At 68.3% G+C, this 17913-nt stretch carries 15 protein-coding genes; 5 read left to right on the forward strand and 10 right to left on the reverse strand.

The window, feature by feature from the left end; translation table 11 throughout:
* Positions 1-5 precede the first annotated feature (5 nt).
* Complete coding sequence (leuS, locus tag QM621_RS11970; protein WP_414990616.1) at positions 6-2699, reverse strand: leucine--tRNA ligase; 2694 nt, start codon at positions 2697-2699, stop codon at positions 6-8.
* On the reverse strand, positions 2696-3862 hold the full coding sequence (gene glf, locus QM621_RS11975; RefSeq protein ID WP_414990680.1) for a UDP-galactopyranose mutase: 1167 nt from the start codon (positions 3860-3862) through the stop codon (positions 2696-2698). The genes leuS and glf overlap by 4 nt, the downstream gene beginning before the upstream one ends.
* 154 nt (positions 3863-4016) lie before the next feature.
* On the opposite strand from glf, the gene QM621_RS11980 reads away from it, so the two are divergent.
* Together QM621_RS11980 and QM621_RS11985 are read left to right on the forward strand one after the other, a co-directional pair.
* Complete coding sequence (locus tag QM621_RS11980; RefSeq protein ID WP_414990617.1) at positions 4017-4883, forward strand: ABC transporter permease; 867 nt, start codon at positions 4017-4019, stop codon at positions 4881-4883.
* On the forward strand, positions 4867-6198 hold the full coding sequence (locus QM621_RS11985) for an ATP-binding cassette domain-containing protein (RefSeq protein WP_414990618.1): 1332 nt from the start codon (positions 4867-4869) through the stop codon (positions 6196-6198). The genes QM621_RS11980 and QM621_RS11985 overlap by 17 nt, the downstream gene beginning before the upstream one ends.
* Before the next feature lie 117 nt (positions 6199-6315).
* On the opposite strand, the gene QM621_RS11990 is transcribed toward QM621_RS11985, so the two are convergent.
* Positions 6316-7098, reverse strand: coding sequence for a phosphotransferase (locus QM621_RS11990; protein ID WP_414990619.1), 783 nt, complete (start codon positions 7096-7098; stop codon positions 6316-6318).
* Between the two features lie 9 nt (positions 7099-7107).
* On the opposite strand from QM621_RS11990, the gene QM621_RS11995 reads away from it, so the two are divergent.
* Positions 7108-8349 carry a YibE/F family protein gene (locus QM621_RS11995; protein ID WP_414990620.1) on the forward strand — a complete coding sequence of 414 codons (1242 nt, stop codon included), beginning with the start codon at positions 7108-7110 and terminating at the stop codon, positions 8347-8349.
* Between the two features lie 9 nt (positions 8350-8358).
* Entirely contained in the window at positions 8359-8670 is a 312-nt protein-coding gene (locus tag QM621_RS12000) for a hypothetical protein (RefSeq protein ID WP_414990621.1), read from the forward strand.
* Between the two features lie 3 nt (positions 8671-8673).
* Here QM621_RS12000 and QM621_RS12005 read toward each other — a convergent pair whose 3' ends face one another.
* Positions 8674-9195 (reverse strand): hypothetical protein, encoded by a 522-nt coding sequence (locus tag QM621_RS12005; protein ID WP_414990622.1) that lies wholly within the window; start codon positions 9193-9195, stop codon positions 8674-8676.
* A 279-nt stretch (positions 9196-9474) separates the two neighbouring features.
* Between QM621_RS12005 and QM621_RS12010 the strand changes: the two genes are divergently transcribed.
* Positions 9475-9714, forward strand: a complete 240-nt coding sequence (locus QM621_RS12010; protein ID WP_414990623.1) for a hypothetical protein — start codon at positions 9475-9477, stop codon at positions 9712-9714.
* A 258-nt stretch (positions 9715-9972) separates the two neighbouring features.
* Here QM621_RS12010 and QM621_RS12015 read toward each other — a convergent pair whose 3' ends face one another.
* The 6 genes from QM621_RS12015 to QM621_RS12040 form a co-directional block, all read right to left on the reverse strand.
* Positions 9973-10329, reverse strand: coding sequence for a zinc ribbon domain-containing protein YjdM (locus tag QM621_RS12015; RefSeq protein WP_414990624.1), 357 nt, complete (start codon positions 10327-10329; stop codon positions 9973-9975).
* A 255-nt stretch (positions 10330-10584) separates the two neighbouring features.
* The gene (locus tag QM621_RS12020; protein WP_414990625.1) at positions 10585-12303 is read right to left on the reverse strand and encodes a choice-of-anchor G family protein; all 1719 of its coding nucleotides are present in this window, start codon (positions 12301-12303) and stop codon (positions 10585-10587) included.
* Between the two features lie 137 nt (positions 12304-12440).
* Positions 12441-13436: an HTTM domain-containing protein gene (locus QM621_RS12025; RefSeq protein WP_414990626.1), complete on the reverse strand. Its 996-nt coding sequence runs from the start codon at positions 13434-13436 to the stop codon at positions 12441-12443.
* Positions 13433-14203, reverse strand: coding sequence for a DUF5819 family protein (locus tag QM621_RS12030; RefSeq protein WP_414990627.1), 771 nt, complete (start codon positions 14201-14203; stop codon positions 13433-13435). The genes QM621_RS12025 and QM621_RS12030 overlap by 4 nt, the downstream gene beginning before the upstream one ends.
* Positions 14204-14250: 47 nt before the next feature.
* Positions 14251-15474, reverse strand: coding sequence for an ATP-binding protein (locus QM621_RS12035; protein WP_414990628.1), 1224 nt, complete (start codon positions 15472-15474; stop codon positions 14251-14253).
* 147 nt (positions 15475-15621) lie between these two features.
* The gene (locus tag QM621_RS12040; RefSeq protein ID WP_414990629.1) at positions 15622-17622 is read right to left on the reverse strand and encodes a TIGR03767 family metallophosphoesterase; all 2001 of its coding nucleotides are present in this window, start codon (positions 17620-17622) and stop codon (positions 15622-15624) included.
* Between the last annotated feature and the right edge of the window lie 291 nt (positions 17623-17913).

Below are 17913 nucleotides of genomic sequence, written 5' to 3' on the forward strand. Positions count from 1 at the left end.
GTGACTCACACCACGATGTTGACCAGCTTGGGGGCGCGGACGATGATCTTGCGGATCTCGCGGCCGTCGATGGTCTTCTGGACGTTGGCCTCGGCGAGGGCGAGCTCGGTGAGCTGGTCGTCGGTGGCCGAGGCGGGGGCCTCGATCTTCGCCCGGACCTTGCCCTGCACCTGCACCACGCAGGTGACCGTGTCCTCGACCAGATACGCCTCGTCGGCGACCGGGTACGGGGCCCGCGCCAGCGACTCCTCATGACCCAGCCGGGACCAGATCTCCTCGGCCAGGTGCGGCGCGAACGGCGCGAGCATGAGCGTCAGCGGCTCGACCGCTGCCCGGGCGCGCACGCCCGCCTTGGTGAGGTGGTTGGTCAGCTCGATCAGCTTGGCGATGGCGGTGTTGAAGCGCAGGTGCTCCATATCGGCCGACACCCCGTCGATGGTCTTGTGCAGCGCCCGCAGCGTGGCGTCGTCCAAGTCCTCGTCGGTGACGACCAGTTCGCCGCTCTCCTCGTCGACGACCAGACGCCAGACCCGCTGCAGGAACCGCTGCGACCCGACGACCGCGCGCGTCTCCCACGGACGCGACATGTCGAGCGGACCCATGCTCATCTCGTAGACCCGGAAGGTGTCGGCGCCGTACGCGTCGTACATCTCGTCGGGCGTGACGACGTTCTTGAGGCTCTTGCCCATCTTCCCGTACTCGCGGAACGCCGGCTCGCCGTTCCAGGTGAACGTCTCGTCGTCGTTCTCGACCACCTCGTCGGCCGGGACGTACGCGCCGCGCTCGTCGGTGTAGGCGTAGGCCTGGATGTAGCCCTGGTTGAACAGGCGCTGGAAGGGCTCCTCGCTGGAGATGTGCCCCAGGTCGAACAGGACCTTGTGCCAGAACCGCGCGTACAGCAGGTGCAGCACCGCGTGCTCGACGCCGCCGACGTACAGGTCGACGCCGCCGACGCCACCTGCCTCACGGGGGCCGAGCCAGTAGCGCTCGTTCTCCGGATCGCAGACGAGCTCGTCGTTGTCCGGGTCGGTGTAGCGCAACTCGTACCAGCTCGACCCGGCCCAGTTGGGCATCGTGTTGGTCTCGCGGCGGTACTGCTTCGGCCCGTCGCCCAGGTCGAGGGTGACGTCCACCCACTCGGCGACGCGGCCCAGCGGCGGCTCCGGCTCGCTGGTGACGTCGTCGGGCTCGAAGGTGCGCGGGCTGTAGTCGGGCACCTCGGGCAGCTCGACCGGCAGCATCGACTTCGGCAGCGCGATCGGCTGGTCGTGCTCGTCGTAGACGATGGGGAACGGCTCGCCCCAGTACCGCTGACGGCTGAACAGCCAGTCGCGCAGCCGGTAGGTGGTCTTCGCCGTGCCGAGACCCTTCGACTCCAGCCACGCGATGATCCGCGCCTTCGCGTCGGCCACCGACAGACCGTCGAGCGACACCTCGTCGTTGGCCGAGTTGACGATCGTGCCCTCGCCCGCGTAGGCGTGGTCGAGGCCCTCCTGCTCGGCCAGCGTCGGCACGATCGGCAGGCCGTGCGCGGTGGCGAACTCGAAGTCGCGCTGGTCGCCCGACGGCACCGCCATGATCGCGCCGGTGCCGTAGCCCATGAGCACGTAGTCGGCGATGAACACGGGGATCTGCTCGCCGTTGACCGGGTTGGTCGCGGTGGCGCCCAGCGGCACGCCCGACTTGTCGCGGCTCTCCTGACGGTCGGCGTCGGTCTTCGCGGCGGCCTCGGCGCGATACGCGGCGACGGCGCCGGCCTGCTCGGCCGTGGTGAGCGCGTCGACCAGCGGATGCTCCGGCGACAGCACCATGAAGGTCGCGCCGAACAGCGTGTCGGGGCGCGTGGTGAACACCCGGATCGGACCCGCGTCCGTCGCGAAGTCGACCTCGGCGCCGTGCGAGCGGCCGATCCAGTTGCGCTGCATGAGCTTGACCGGCTCGGGCCAGTCGACCCGCTCCAGGTCGTCGATCAACCGGTCGGCGTACGCGGTGATGCGCATGTTCCACTGCCGCAGGTTGCGCGTGAAGACGGGGAAGTTGCCGCGCTCGGAGCGTCCCTCGGCGGTGACCTCCTCATTGGCCAGCACCGTGCCCAGGCCCGGGCACCAGTTGACCGGCGAGTCGCTGACATAGGCCAGGCGGTGCTCGTCGATCACCGCCGGGTCGTCGGTGCCCAGCTGCTCGACCAGCTCGGCGATGGGCCGGGCCTTGTTCTGCTCGGTGTCGTACCAGGAGTTGAACAACTGCAGGAAGATCCACTGCGTCCACTTGACGTAGCCCGGGTCGATCGTCGCGAAGGAGCGACGGTCGTCGTGGCCCAGGCCGAGGCGGCGCAGCTGACGGCGCATGTTGGCGATGTTCGCCAGCGTGTTGTCGCGCGGGTGCTCGCCGGTGCTGATGGCGTGCAGCTCGGCGGGCAGGCCGTAGGCGTCGTAGCCGAGCGCGTGCAGCACGTTCTTGCCGAGCATGCGCTGGTGGCGGCCGACCACGTCGGTGGCGATGTAGCCCAGCGGGTGCCCGACGTGCAGGCCCGCGCCCGAGGGGTACGGGAACATGTCCATCAGGAAGTACTTCTCGCCCGAGGCGTCCCCGGCGAGGTCGCCCGTCGGGTTCGCCGCGTGGAAGGTGCCCTCGGACTCCCAGCGGTCCTGCCAGCGCGCCTCGATCTCGGCGGCCAGCTCGGCGGTGTACCGGCTCATTCGGCTTCTTTCAGAGCCGGGATCAGCTCGGGCAGCTGGTTGTCGAACATCGACAGCGCCGAGCCGATCGCCATGTGCATGTCGAGGTACTGGTAGGTGCCCAGACGCCCGCCGAACAGCACCTTCGGCTCGCCCTCGGCGCGCTGGCGGTAGGCCAGCAGCATCTCGCGGTCCTCGGGGGTGTTGACCGGGTAGTACGGCTCGTCGTCGCCCTCGGCGAAGCGCGAGAACTCGCGCATGATGACGGTCTTGTCGCTCGGCGAGGTGCGCTCGGGGTGGAAGTGCTTGAACTCGTGGATGCGCGTGTAGGGCGCGTCGGCGTCGGCGTAGTTCATGACCGAGGTGCCCTGGTAGTCGCCGACCGGCAGCACCTCCTCCTCGAAGTCGAGGGTGCGCCACGACAGGCGCCCCTCGGCGTAGTCGAAGTAGCGGTCGACCGGGCCGGTGTAGACGACGGGGATCTGGCCGAGCACCTTGTCCTTGCTGGCCTCGTGGGAGTCGTCGAAGAAGTCGGTGTCCAGCCGGACCTCGATGTTCGGGTGGTCGGCCATGCGCTCCAGCCACGCGGTGTAGCCGTCGGTGGGCAGGCCCTCGTGGGTGTCGTTGAAGTACCGGTTGTCGTAGGTGTAGCGGACCGGGAGTCGGCTGATGATCTCCGGCGGCAGCTCGGTCGGCGAGGTCTGCCACTGCTTGGCGGTGTAGTCGCGGATGAACGCCTCGTAGAGCGGGCGGCCGATCAGGCTGATGCCCTTCTCCTCCAGGTTCGTGGCCTTGGCCGACTCGAACTCGCCGGCCTGCTCGGCCAGCAGCGCCTTGGCCTCGTCGGGCGAGTGCGCCGAGCGGAAGAACTGGTTGACGGTGCCGAGGTTGATCGGCAGCGGGAAGACCTCGCCCTTGTGCACGGTGTAGACGCGGTGCACGTAGTTGGTGAAGGTGGTGAAGCGGTTGACGTACTCCCACACCCGCTCGTTGGAGGTGTGGAACAGGTGGGCGCCGTAGCGGTGCACCTCGATTCCGGTCTCCGGCTCGAACTCGCTGTAGGCGTTGCCGCCCAGGTGCGAGCGACGGTCGATGACGAGCACCTTCAGACCGTGCTCAGCGGCCCGCTCGGCGATAGTGAGACCGAAGAAACCCGAACCGACGACCAACAGATCAGCGTTCACCACGAGAAATCCTTGCTTAGGAGACGACGAGGGCGCGCGTGCCCGCGCCCCGCGCGCGACGCCGCGCGCATCCCCCCACGTTACCGGAGCCCGCCGGGCTAGACTCACTGCGACTATCAGGACGTCCTCGACGTCTGACCCCTGAGGAGGGAACGTGTCGGCTCGCACCGGTGATCCGGTTCCGGAGATGGTCGATCCCGGACGCGGATCCGGCTTGGCCGACGTCGCCCGCCGCCGCTATCTCCTGCAGCTGCTGACCCGCAAAGACGTGCAGGTCCGTTATCGCGGGTCGGTGCTCGGCTGGGCCTGGTCGTTCGTCAAGCCCGCGACGCAGTTCCTGGTCTACTTCCTGGCCCTCGGCGTGTTCCTCCAGCTGAACCGGTCGATCGAGCATTTCCCGATCTACCTGTTCTCCGGGCTCATCCTGGTGACGTTCTTCTGCGAAGGGTTCGCCAACTCGACCCGTTCGCTCGTCGACAACGGGGCGTTGATCAAGAAGATCTACTTGCCGCGCGAGCTGTTCCCCGTCGCCACCATCTATGTCGCTCTCGTCAACTTCCTGCCGCAGATGGCGATTCTGTTGATCGCCTGTCTGACCGTCGGGTGGACGCCGACGGTGTCGCAGATCGCCGGCGTCCTTCTCGCCACGCTGATCGTGATGGTCTTCGCGTTGGGCCTCGGCATGCTGTTCGGCGCGGCGAACGTCTCCGTCCGCGACTCGCAGAACTTCGTCGACTTGATTGTCATGGTCGCGCCGTGGACCTCGCCGGTGCTCTACCAGTGGGGCATGGTCCGCGACGTCATGCCGGACTGGTTGTTCACCGTCTACCAGTTGAACCCCATCACCGCCGCGGTCAACCTCATGCACCAAGGCTTCTGGTATCCCACCACCGAGTCAGCCGGGATCTCCCCGGACACCTGGCTGTTCGCCGGGATCGGCCTGGCGACCTCGCTGGCCGTGCTCGCCGCCGGACAGTACGTCTTCCGTCGTCTGGAGGGACGCTTTGCCCAAGACCTCTAAGGCCCCGACGGTCACGCCGACGACCGCGATCGCCGTCTCGGACGTGCGCAAGACCTTTCATCTGCGGCACACGCACTCGTTGAAGGAGACGGTCGTCGCGCTGACGCGCCGCAAGAAGCTCTCGTCGAGTTTCGACGCCTTGCGCGGTGTCGACTTCACGATCGAGCAGGGCGAGTCGGTGGCGTTGCTCGGCTTCAACGGCTCGGGCAAGTCGACGATGCTCAAGATGATCTCCGGCGTGCTGCGTCCCGACGGCGGCACGGTCCGCACCCGGGGCCGCATCGCAGGACTGATCGAGGTGGGAGCGGGCTTCCATCCGGATCTGTCGGGCCGCGAGAACGTGTACTTGAACGCGGCGATCCTCGGCATGACCAAGGAGGAGACCGACGCCCGCTTCGACGAGATCGTCGAGTTCAGCGAGATCAAGAAGTTCATCGACACCGAGGTGAAGCACTACTCGTCGGGCATGTTCTTGCGGCTGGCGTTCTCGGTGGCGATCCACACCGAGGTCGACATCTTGCTGGTCGACGAGATTCTGTCGGTGGGCGACGAGCCGTTCCAGAGGAAGTGCCTGGCGCGGATCCGTGAGTTGCAGGAGCAGGGAACGACGCTGGTGGTGGTCAGCCATGACCTCGACATGGTCGCCGATCTGTGCGACCGCGGCATCCTGCTCGGCAATGGCGAGGTGTTGCACGACGGTCCGGCGAAGGAGACGGTCGAACAGTTGCGGTCGTTGTACGACGTGCCGAACGACCATCCGTTCGGCCATGAGATGACGTGGGTGACGCTGAACGGCATCTCGATGGGTCGCGACAATGAGGACGGCACGCGGCGTTTCGCGCCGAAGGAGCCGGTGACGCGTGAGGAGTTGGCGGTGTTCTTGCACCGTCTGTCGGGCTCGCCGGAGGTCGCGGACCTGCCGAAGCGGTCGCCGTTCGCCGACCTCTCTGACGAGCACGCGCACTATGAGGCGGTCGTCTGGACGGCGGGCCAAGGTTTGGTGACGTCGGTCGAGGCGGGCGACGAGCGGCGTTTCGACCCGGAGGGCTCGATCTCGCGTGCAGAGCTGGCGGTGATTTTGACACGTCTGGCCGGTGTCGAGGACGAACTCGCCGCCCCGGAGGCCTCCGCCTTCGACGACCTCCCCGCAGATCATCCGCAGGCCCCCCATATCGCCTGGATGGCCGACCACGACATCACCCAGGGCTACGAGATCCCCGACGGCACCTACGAGTTCCGCCCCGACGAGCTGGTCCTGCGCGAGCAGATGGCGGTGTTCCTCTACCGCTACGCCCACCTCGACGAGGCTTCCTGAGGCGTCCGAGGTCGACACCGACGGCTCCACAGTCGACCAAGAAAAGAGCACCCCCGTCCCACAAATCCCGTCCCCATTGATGAGGGCACCCAGTCGGAAGGACGCTCCCTCGACGTCTCAGGACAGGCTCGCCTCGACCGACCGGCGGCGGGCGCGGAAGTCGGCGAGGCGGGCGCGGGTGCGCTGCGGCTCGCCGCGCGTGGCGAGGTGCAGCATGCCGGGGTCGCCGCGCTCGATCCCGGCCGCGATGCGCTCGGTCGCGGTCGTCATGCGGCGCTCGACCGCGTCGAGCAACGTCATAGGACCCCACTCGGCGTACGTGTCGGCCACGAGGTCGAGGCGCCGGGCGGCCTCGACTGAGCCGATGTCTCGCGAGAGCGGGATCGCGGTCCAGCACAGGAACGCGAGGTCGTCGATCGGCTCGCCCGGACCGGCGAGGTCCCAGTCGATCATCGCGACGAACCGGCCGCTCTGGATGATCCAGTTGTAGACGCCGGGGTCGTTGTGGCAGACGATCTGCCCCGGCTCCAGGGCCACCGGATCGTCGCCGGTCTGCCGCCAGACGCGCGGGCCGTCGGGACGGTACGACTCGGCGAGGTCGTGGTACTCGCGAAGCCACGCGACCGCGTCGACGAGCACCGTGTCCAGCACGATCTCGTCGGCCGGGACGCCGCGCCCCTCGATGTAGGAGACGATCTCGCGGCCGTCCTCGTCGATCCCGCCGACGTGCGGCACGCCGCCGAGCCCCTCGTCCGCGAGCCAGCCGAGCAACTCGTGGACGGCCGGGGTCCACGGGCCGGTCGGACGGCGCACGGTGCGCCCCACCTTCCACACCCCGCCGGAGCCTCCCGGCAGGTGTTCCGGCGTGGTCTCGTCGGGCTGTCGCGTCTCACGTGGCACGCTGTCATCGTGTCACACAGCCATGGTCATGGAACCCCCGAAAGCGGACCGCCGCGTCCCGAGCTCGCCCGCGTGCTGTTCGGCGTGGTGGCCGCCATCGCGGTCGTCACCGCCGTCGCGATGGTCGTGCTGTGGCCGTCGAGCGACGACGTGCCGCACGCGACCGGCCCCTACTCCGGCGAGGGCGTCACCACGGTCGACGCCACGGTCACCTCGGTCACGCCCTGGGACTGCGGCGCCGACGGCGGTTTCGGGATCGACGACCAGCCCACGGCGGCCGGCGACTGCCGTACCGTCACCGCGACGGTCGACGAGGGCGGCGAGAAGGCGAGTTTCGAGCTCGACCCGACCCGCCACCGCGCCGTCGAGCTCGAGGAGGGCGACGACATCCGTCTGATGCGTTTCCAGCCGACCGACGCCGACGAGCCGTCTTTCGAGTTCCGCGATTTCCAGCGCGGCTTCCCGCTGTTGGCGCTGGCGCTGGCCTTCGCGGTCCTCGTGGCGGTCGTCGGGCGGCTGCGCGGCGCGCTGGCCATCGTCGGCATCGGGGTCACCGTGTTCGCACTGATGAAATTCGTGCTGCCGGCGATCCTCGCGGGCGAGTCGCCGCTGCTCGTCGCGATCGTCGGGTCCACCGGCATCATGATCGCGGTGCTCTATCTCGCCCACGGCGTCTCGATCCGCACCACCTCGGCCCTCTTCGGCACGCTCTTCGGCATCGCCTTCACCGCGCTGCTCGGGGTGGTCGGCACGCACTGGGCCCAGCTGACCGGCGTCTCCTCCGAGGACGACCTCTACCTCATCGGCACCGTCCCCGACCTGAGATTCCAGGGAATCGTGGCCGCCAGCATGGTGATCGCCGGACTCGGCGTGCTCAACGACGTCACCGTCACCCAGGCGAGCGCCGTGTGGGAGATGCGGGCGCTGCAACCGATCGTCGGCCGATGGGAGCTGTTCCGCTCGGCCATGCGCATCGGCCGCGACCACATCGCCTCCAGCGTCTACACCCTCGTGTTCGCGTACGCCGGATCGGCGATGACCGTCATGCTGCTGATCACCGCCTACCAGCAGGGGCTCTTGGAGGTGCTGACCGCCGAGCAGATCGCCAACGAGGTCGTCCGCACCCTCGTCGGCGCCATCGGACTGGTGCTCGCGGTGCCCGTCACCACGGCCTTCGCGGTCTGGCTCGCGCCGCCCGCAGTCGAGGGTCCGCTTTCAGACGATTCACAGAAAGTCGTCCCGAAGGCGTAGGCTCGGGGCATGTCTTGGTTGGAACCTGTCCTCGTCATCGGCACGATCCTGGTGGTCGGCTTCGGAGCGACGTGGATGTTCCAGCGCTCGCTCGACCAACCGGGCGGCCGTGACGGCCTCGGCACGGGCGGCAACGGCATGGGCATGGTCGAGAACGTGTTCAGCCCGACCCGCGGCGACGCGCGTGAGGAGTTGGAGCGTCAGAAGAAGGTCGGCGCGGTGCTGCCCTCGACCGACGACTCGCCGCCGGAGACGAACGCCGAGTTCGACGCTGACGGCACGCTGCGCAGCGTCACCTTCCACCGTCCGACCGACGCCTGAGCCTCAGTCCCAGTCGATACCCCGTTCGGCGAGCGCCTCGCCGAGCAGCCGGACCGCCTTCGGGCCGACGCCGTGCAGCGCGGCGATCTCGGCTTGAGGCCGTGCGGCGACCTCGTCGAGCGTGGTGATCCCGGCCGCGTGGAGCGCCGAGGTGGCGGGACGGCCGATGGCGCGCGGCAGGTCGCCGTCGGCGGCTGACGCCGGAGCCTTCGTGAGCCGCTTCGGCGCACGGAAGGCCCAGGACCGACCGATGACCGCATTGGCCTGCATGCCGTTCATCGCCGCGAGCGGAATCTCGACGCCTAGGGTCGTCTCGGCGCGCGTGACGCGCGTCGCGCCGGGGATGTCGACGAGCACCCGCTCGGCGTCGTCGGCGGGCAGGCGCAGCCGGACGGCGTCGCGCTCCTTCGTGACGGTGAGGAAGCCCTGACCGGCCACCGACCACGACTCCCTGCCGACGTGCGTGCCCTGCTCGACCTCCGCGAGCCGCCGCACAGCGGTGCGCACGTGGGCGAGCGTGGTCATCGCGTCAGCTCCGCTGCGGCGACGCGGACACGCAGGCTCGGGGCGACGGCGGTCATGCGCCCACTCTAAGCCGTCGCGCGGGCGGGCGGCTATCACCCTCGTCCGGCTCAGGAGTCGGCCTGTCCCACGGGGAAAACGCGGCCCGTCACCGAGCACACCGTGCAGATCGCGCTCAAGAAGGTCCGCAAGAAGCACATCCGCCGTGCACGCGGCGACGAGCGCGGTCAAACCCCCGCTCGGCCCGTCGACCCCCCTGAGCCGCCTCGGTAGGTTCCGCATATGGGTTTCTCGCTGATCTTCATGCGTTGCCACGGTGACGATCAACTCGACGCCGACTGCGACGGGCTCGCGCGTTTCCTCGACGGGCGACGGCTGCGCCTCGCGCCGAGCGACGACGGCGTCCACCACCTCACCGGTCCCGACGGCGATCTCGCGTTCGACGGCCGCTGGTCCGATTCCACCTCGACGCCCTCGACCAGGAGTGCCCGGTCGGCGGCGGCATCTGGCACGCCTCGCTGAGCGACGCCGAGGCGCCTTCGTCTACGACCTCTGCGGGGCCGGGAGGTTCTTGGCGCTCAACCCGCAAGGCCCGCCGGTCGCCGTCATCCCGGCCGGCACCCACCGCCCCGACGACCTGCCCGACTTCGTCGAGCCCGAGGACGTCGCCTGGGTCGACAGCCCCGAGGAGTTCGCCGAGGCGCTGACCGGCGGCTTCGAGCGTTTCACCGCGTTCCCTCTGACCCATCATGTGCGCTCCCCGTCTCACAGCGTGATGTCTCAGGCTCGCTTGACCACGCTCGACTTGAGCTTCATCTTGCCGAAGCCGGGGACCTTCGCGTCGATGTCGTGGCCGTCGCCGGAGTCCTGGGTGAGCCGGATGCCGGTGACCTTCGTGCCGACCTTGATCGAGCCGCCGCCCCCGCCGGACACCTTGACCGTCTTGACCAGGGTCACCGTGTCGCCGTCGTTCAGCACATTGCCCACCGAGTCCCGCACGAGAGCCGCCGCCTCCGCCTCGGCCGCCTCCTGAGGCGACCACTCCAGCCCGCACATCGGGCAGACGAGCAACGCGCCCTGCTCGTAGGCGTACTCGCTCGCGCAGTCGGGACACGGAGGCAGTGCGGAGGATTCCATAGTCGGTATTCAACAGGAGGCGAGGCCGACAGGCCAGTGGTGCCCTATGCGAGTCAGAAGCGACATGGGCAGACGAGCTGGCGGGTGCGCGGTGTGCAAGACGTGTTGCCTGCACGTGGCACGGGACGACCGTCGCCCGGGCAAAGACGGAGTGGTGGGACTCGGGGACTTCACCCCCCAGATCATTTGGATGGGGGAAATGGCGGATGCCGGTGACCCCCTCGGGGCCACCGGCATCCGTCAGCGATCAGGTGGTCAGCTCACCGTGAGCAGTCCTGCCTCGCGGCGCTTCTCGTTGATCATGGCCGCGGTGCCGAGGGCGACCAGCAGCAGACCGAGGAGCCAGAACGGCCAGAGGTTCGAGGCACCCGTGCTGGGCAGGGTGTCGACCGCCTGGTCAGCCAGACCGCCGTTGGCGTTCAGGTTGACGTCCGCGTCGGCGTCGGCATCAGCGTCGGCGTCCGCATCAGCGTCGGTGTCCGCATCGGCGTCGGCGTTCGTGTTGTCGTCGTACGCGTAGAGCCAGTTGTAACCGGCCAGCGAGTTGGCCAGGTTCAGGCTCAACAACGGGGAGTCACCGGCCGCAGCCAGGAGCACCACGCGCAGTGCGGTGATCGAGAACACACCCTCGGTGCCCGTGCGATCAGCCGTCGTGGTCGTCACGTAGTTGCCCTCGTCGGCGTCGTCGGCCGTGCCGTAGTGCTGCACGTTGACGTTCAGGCTGAGCACGTCCGCGATGGCGTCGGTGACGGTGGCGAGGTTGTCGCCCACCGCAGCCAGCGGCTCGTCCAACTGCGCCAGGATCGTGTCGAGCGCATCCTGCAGCGGCGACAGCAGAGCGGAGTACAGCTGGTTGCCGAGATCGATCTCCACCGGCTCACCGAGCGGCGGGGTCAGCGTGAGGCCGACCGCACCAATCGCGGTGGTGAGGTTGTCGGTCAGGTTCGCGAGGAAGGTGTCCACCTGGCCCAACAGGCCCGGCGTGCCGTTGCAGCCAGCCTCGACGAGCTCCGGGACGTCGTCGCAGCCGGCCAGGATCACGTGCAGCAGGTCGGTGTTGCGCGGCAGCGAGTTGATGTCGAGACCCATCTCGTTCAACAGCGCCGGGACGTCGACGGAGATCAGGCCCGCGTCGTCGCCGATGATGTTGATGTCGACCGCTCCGCCGGTGCTGTTCGTCAGGGCGCTGGTGATGTCGTCGATACCGGACACGCTGATGCTGCCCAGCGCGCCGCCGTCGATGGTGGTCAGCGTGTCGAGGATGCTGATCTGGTCGTTGATGGCGCTACCGAGCGTCTGCAGGGCGTTGAGCTCGATGTCCAGCCCGCCACCGGTGATGCCGTAATCGAGCACGGCCTCGTCGGCGCTGTCGGGCTTGGTCTTGTCGTAACCGGTCAACTCGGCCGAAGAAGCAGCGGCACCGAGGTCGACCGTGACGTTCGCGAGGGCGTTGAGCGGCTCCAGCGGCATGCCCGAACCGGTCAGCGACAGGGTCGCATTGGCCGGCTCGTCGGCGCTCGCGCTGTCGACGTTGACCGCGCCCTCGTTCGTCACGAGGCCCGAGGCGCCGTGCGAGTAGTTCTGGTTCGCGTAAGCGTAGCTGCCGATGACGCCGACGCCCGTGGAGCCGAGGGCGTCGCCGAGCGGACCGGTCAGAGCGGCGAGCTCGTTCAGCGCGCCCGAGGCCCAGTAGGGGCCCGAGGTCTCCTCGGTGCCGTTCTCGGTGTCGACCAGAGCCCAGGCGCCGGTCGTGGCGTCGGCGCCGCCGTTGTCGGCCTCGCCCTCCGCCAGCGTGTCGACCAGCGGGTCGGTCAGGTTGTCGCCGAGCAGCGATCCGGAACCGCTGATGTACTGCGCCTCCGTGTAGGACCTGTAGTCAGTCACGGTGGCGGCACCAGCGTTCATGCTGGCGACGCCAGTGACCAACAGCGTCGCGACGCCGACGCCGATCACCTTCTTGCCGATGTTCTTCATCCGAGAAGACTCCTCATTCATGCATTGCGGGCGGGACAGGATGACTCTCCCGCCCCTGCGTGGACTACCCAGACAACACCGTTGTGCGGCGATGCCCTGGAACATCTTAACCACAATCTCAGGGTCACTCCGACATCTCACGGGTTAGACGGCGGGTGATTGTCGGGTGATCCGCCGTCAGTTCCCTGAGATTCCAGCCTTTTCCACCACTTCCTCACCGTCTCACGTGACGTACGCCACGACGTGTCGCTGATGAGGACCGCGTCGGCGGCGATCATCGCCAGTGAGAAGTACATGAGGCCCATCAGCACGCCGATGCCGATATGGGTCGCCGTGACCAGCACGAAGCCGACGATCCGGGTCCGACGGGTCAGCAGCATGAGCGGGAAGGCGATCTGGACGAGCATCGCCGTCCAGGTCGCCCCCATCACGAACACCGGCCAGCTGTACAGCCAGCCCAGCTCGTGGACCCACGGCGAGTACTGGCTCACCTGCAACGGGTAGTAGACCGCCGTGCCGTCGAGCCACACATCGCTGGCGAACTTCCACAACGCTCCGCCGACGTAGATCATCACGATCTGATGCGCGATGAGGACCACGGCGAGGTTGTTGAACAGGATGGACAGCCACTCGCCTCGGCGCTCCGGCGCCTCGGCCTTCCGACGCCTGCGGGCGTCGAGGGACCAGGCACGGCCGCTGTCGGCGAACATCAGGTAGAAGAGGATGAGCCGCACCACGTCCTCGCCGCCGGACCGCAAGATCGGCGAGGCGTCCATCGTCACCCCCCAGAGCGCCACCATCAGCACCACCGTGACGCGGGTGCGCCAGCCGAGCATCATCGCGACCGCCGCGACGATCATCGCGGCCACCACCGCCACCGCCGCCCACGCCGGATACTGCGGCAGCCAGGGCGCCCACCCGACCACCCCCTGGCGCGTGTGCGTGGTCTCAGCCCACCGCTGTCCGACGCCCCAGGTGTACTGCAGCTCCGGCAAGCCCGAGAGCGTCTGCAGGAGGATCGTCGCGGCCAGGGTGACGCGCGTGGCCGCAAGCCCGAAGGTCGACCAGCGCTTCTCCGTCACACGGTCGACCAGCCAGTCCACCGACTCGCCGACGGCCATCCGCGCGCTCACCGGTGACGCTCCAGGTAGGAGGCGACGCTCTCCCGGCGCTGCCGGTCGTCCTCCGCCGGGACACGCCAGGGACCCGCCGTCGGCGGAATGCTCGTCGGGGTCATCTCGTCACGAAGGTTCCAGCGCGGGACCGTCGTCGCCTGCACCCCGTACCGCACCGCCACCAACTCACGGCCGGGGTTCAACGCCCGTAGCGCGTCGGTCGTATAGGTCATGGCCGCCACGTCGAAATCCACCACCAGAGCGATCCGGTCCGCCGCCACCTCGTCGTCCTCCAGCCGCGTCCGCAACGCGTCGGTGCTCAGCGGGGACTCAGGAGTGGTCTCCTGCGCGACCTCGGCCCGAATCTCACGCGTGACATTGCGCCACCCCGCGTCGATCGTCCCAGCGATCCGGCCCGTCAGATAGGCCGCCCGCGGCGCGCCGACGTGGTGGCGCACCACAGAATTGTCGATGGCCGTCAGATCGATCCACTCCCCCTCGACCACCGTCTCGCCGTCCTTCCACGCCGCCTGCACCATGAGCGAGCGGTCGACGGAGATGGGGTTCGGCGCGAAGAGCTTCCACTCCTCCTCGAAATACGACGGGGTGACCGCGTAGGCGAGATCGCGCAAGAGCTTCGGGGCCGCGTCGGCCGGCAGCGAGGTGATCGTCACCCCGTACAGCTGCACCCCCACCACCGCCGTGACGAGCAGCACGACGACAGACTTGACCTTCGATCTGGGAACGGCCTGCTCCGCGTCGATCTTCGCACTGTCCTCAGTCACAGCGTTCACTGTATGCGTGCCCCGCCTCAGCCCGACCGGCGCTTCATCTACGGCCCCAACAACGCGGCAGGCACCACAGCGACGCCGTCGTCGCGCCGGTACGCCTCGGTCCCGGTCGTGACCACCACCGCGTCGAGAAGCTGGCTCCCGACCCGGTTTCTCAACCAGGCGAGATGTTTGACGTCATCGTCCGCGACAGTCGCGGAGAGTTTGACCTCCACCGCCACCATGCCGCCATCCGGGCCGATGACGACGAAGTCGACCTCATGTCCACCCCGTTGAGTGCGCAGATGACGCACCTCAGCCTCGGCAGCCTGCGCGTAGACACGCAGATTCAACGCGATGAGACTCTCGAACAGCGCCCCCAGGAACGTGTCGTCGCGGGGGACGGCAGGCTCGGGCTCGTCACCCCCCAGCAACTTTCGCGGCGTCATCTGCAGGAGTCGCGCCGCCAGCACGGGGTCGGCGAGGTGATGTTTGTCCGACGAGGACAGCTCTCTCAGCTTGTTATGCGAAGGAACCCACGCCCGCACAGGGTCCAGAATCCACAGCCTGGTCAGAAGATCGCGCCACGGCAAAGTCGTGCTGGCCGACGGCTTGTTCCCGACACCCGGCGTGGCGGCGTCACGGATGGTCTCAAAGGAGGCCGTGGTGGACGTGGCCGCAGCGTACGCCCGCATCCACGCCCGCAGCGTGTCGGGTCGCCGGAGTGTCACCCCTTGCTCGGGGAAGTCCCGATCAATGACCCTCTCCAGGTAGCCGTCGAGCGCCGCACGGATCTGACGGTCCGTCCGTCCTCGCATCCCAGGAAACCCACCGCCGAGAATCTCGGCGACATAGTCGTCGAGCGTGACCGACGTGGCGCCAGAAATACTCGGACGTGAGCCCGTCAACAACTCGGCGAGACTCACTGAGGCGGAAAAGCCGCGCTCGGCCAACGACAACGGACGCATACGGATAGGAACGATCCGCCCGGCGCCCGAGTGCGTGTCGGCCCCGCTCGGCGCGGCGGAACCGGTGAGCAGGAAGCGTCCCGGCGCGGGGTTCTCATCGACGGCCCGCCGGATCATGTCCCAACTCGGCGTCCATTTCTGCCATTCGTCAACGAGGATCGGCGGCTGTCCCCGCGTCAGGCGATCGGGGCTCGCTTCGATGATCTGGCGCTGTCGAACGTCATCGAGCGCGTAGACCGTGGCGGCACGGGTCAGAGCCGTAGCCGTCTTGCCCACCGCTTTCGGCCCCTCGATACTGATCGCCGCCAGGCCCGGCATCAACGCGTCCAGGTCGTCGTCAATGATGCGGCGTTGGTACCTCATCGGCTCCGCGACAGTCTCCGTCATGCGTCCACTCTACCGCCCCGAGCGTTCTACACTTCGATTTCGGGACGTTCTACACTTCGATTTCGGGACAGAAAAATCCTACGGTTTCAGTGATTCTTCCTCGTTTGCCGTCCACTTCGCGTGCTTGCGGACCGTCTCTCCGACGCTCGCCGCGGCCAGACCCGCGGCCGCTGTGCCGAGCAACAGCGCCGGGGCGCCGGTGTCGGGCAGCGAGCCGTCGCCGCCGACCGTGCCGCCGCCGGAGCCGAGGCCGCCGGTCGCCGTCGGCGTGGACGTGGACGTCGGGACATCGCCCGGCACCTCGATCTCGACCGTCGGGACGCCCGGAGGCGCGGCGATCAACAACTCGACGTTGCGCTCGCCGTCGGCGCCCCGGTGGACGTCACGGTCGGTGTGCGGGTCGTTGGCCGAGAGCTCCCGCGCCAACGCCGCGAGCGACAACGGGTTGTCGAGGTCGCCGTCGAAAGCGGCGGGCGCGGCGTGGTCGAGCAGGGTGGCGAAGATCGACCACGTGCCGTCGAGGTTGTCGGCGACCTCGATCACCCGCGACTGCTGCGGGAAGTCGACGTGCGCGGCGGTGTTGACCTCCCAGAAACCGCCCGAGTCGCCCGTGCCCTCGTGGGCGAACACCCGGTTCTTGTGGGTGTGGCCGTTCACCCAGGCGATCACGCGCGGCTGGCTCTTCAAGTAAGCCACCAGATCGTCGCCGGAGACTCGCTGGCTGACGTCGCCGCCGGTCGCCACCAACAGATTGCCCATCGAGTCGGACGTGTGATGGCTGAACAGCATGATCGCCTTGTCCGTCGTGGACTCGACCGTCTGCTGAAGCCAGGCGAACTGGTCGGCGTCGAGTGAGCCGTCGGCGTAGCCGTTCACATTGACCGAGTCCATCACGACCATGCGGACGTCGCCGACGTCGAAGAAGTAGTAGGCCGTGCCCTGCGTCCGGTTCTCGTCGGTGAACCCGTGGCCGACGGGCTCGCCGGTGGTGGTGAAATGCTCCTCGACCAGCCCCTGACGGTCGAGCATCCTGCGCTCCGGGTCGGCCGTGACCAGCCGCACGCCCGGCAGGCTGAGCAGGTCGCCGCCGAGCAGATCGGCCAGGCCCTGCGGATCGCCGCTGGTCAGGGCGTCCGCCACATCGGCCGGGGCGACGCCCGCCGGCAGCGAGACGATCTTGACGTTCCCGGTGGCCAGCGCGCCCATCGGCAGCGTGGTCGGCGGGAACAGGCCCGACATGAGCGCGTCGTGGTTGCCGTAGACGCTGTACCAGGGCATCGTCAGGCCCTCGGCCTGGAAGGTCGCGCGCGCGGCGTCGAGCAGGCCCGGCACCGTCGGGAACCCGTGGTCCGTCCGGTAGTGGTCGTCGCCTTTGAGCGTTCCGGAAGGCGTGCCGTCGGGGTGCCAGTAGTGCTCGTCGTAGTAGATCGCGTCCTGATCCATGACGCCCTCGTACCGGTCGGTCGCGCCGCTGTCGGGGGTGACCGACTCGCCGTCGAGGATGTCGATGTTCCAGCGGATCTCGTTGCGCTGGGCGTTGTCGGAGTTGTCGCCGGTCTGGATCGCGAACTGCAGCGGCTGACCCAGGATCGGGCCGCCGTCGAGGGCGTTGATCGCCCGCACCATGGCGTCGGCCACCTGCGCGGTGAGCATCTCCTGCGGGCGGTAGGCCGAGGTGAAGACGCCGATGCTCGGGATGTCCGTCGTGCCCGGATCGTCGAACCGGTCGAAGTACTCCAGCCGCGCGGGCGACTGATGGTCGATGACGTGCACGTCGGTCAGATGGACGAACGTGGCCTTGTGCGTGCGCGTGGTGACTCGCCCCTCGCCCGCCTGCGCGCCGAGGTCGGTGCGGACGATATGCGGGTCCGGCGGGGCGACGGTGACCTTGCGGTAGCCGCCTGCGTCCGGCTCGGTGACGGTGAAGGTCGACAGGCTCGTGCTCCGCGCGGCCAGCCGGGCGTTGACCCGCGCCGGGGACACCGCCTGCGCCGACTTCGGCCCGAGCACCTGGCTCCCGACCACCACCGCTGCCCCCAGCAAACCCCCACGAATCACCGCACGACGAGTCAGATCCACGTTTGTGTTGAACGATCCAGCGCGGGACAGGTCACGCGGAGGCCAGCTGACACATTTCCTGGACATCGACTCGACGATCTGCTGGTCTGGGAAGGGACCCGCCGGCACGAGGAGAGAACCGTGAGAATCGTCAGCCTTCCCGTTGAACGTCGCCGCCGATGCGTGTAGCGTGGTCGGCACTGGGTTGGCCGCAAGGTCTTGGCCCACCTGATGCCGGGGGAATTCCCCCGGCACTTCAGTTCTCACGGTACGAAGTATGTGGGAGTTGAGCATCTTCGTCGACAAGTCGGG

The organism is Aeromicrobium sp., assembly GCF_047606445.1.
In the GTDB taxonomy this organism is placed as follows: Bacteria; Actinomycetota; Actinomycetes; order Propionibacteriales; family Nocardioidaceae; genus Aeromicrobium.

Bases quoted from the DNA above. Each gene is read 5' to 3' on its own strand.
- QM621_RS12000 (WP_414990621.1), top strand. From the start codon at position 8,359: ATGTCTTGGTTGGAACCTGTCCTCGTCATCGGCACGATCCTGGTGGTC.
- leuS (WP_414990616.1), bottom strand. From the start codon at position 2,699: ATGAGCCGGTACACCGCCGAGCTGGCCGCCGAGATCGAGGCGCGCTGG.
- QM621_RS12005 (WP_414990622.1), bottom strand. From the start codon at position 9,195: ATGACCACGCTCGCCCACGTGCGCACCGCTGTGCGGCGGCTCGCGGAG.
- QM621_RS12035 (WP_414990628.1), bottom strand. From the start codon at position 15,474: ATGCCGGGCCTGGCGGCGATCAGTATCGAGGGGCCGAAAGCGGTGGGC.
- QM621_RS12010 (WP_414990623.1), top strand. From the start codon at position 9,475: ATGGGTTTCTCGCTGATCTTCATGCGTTGCCACGGTGACGATCAACTC.
- QM621_RS12020 (WP_414990625.1), bottom strand. From the start codon at position 12,303: ATGAAGAACATCGGCAAGAAGGTGATCGGCGTCGGCGTCGCGACGCTG.
- QM621_RS12015 (WP_414990624.1), bottom strand. From the start codon at position 10,329: ATGGAATCCTCCGCACTGCCTCCGTGTCCCGACTGCGCGAGCGAGTAC.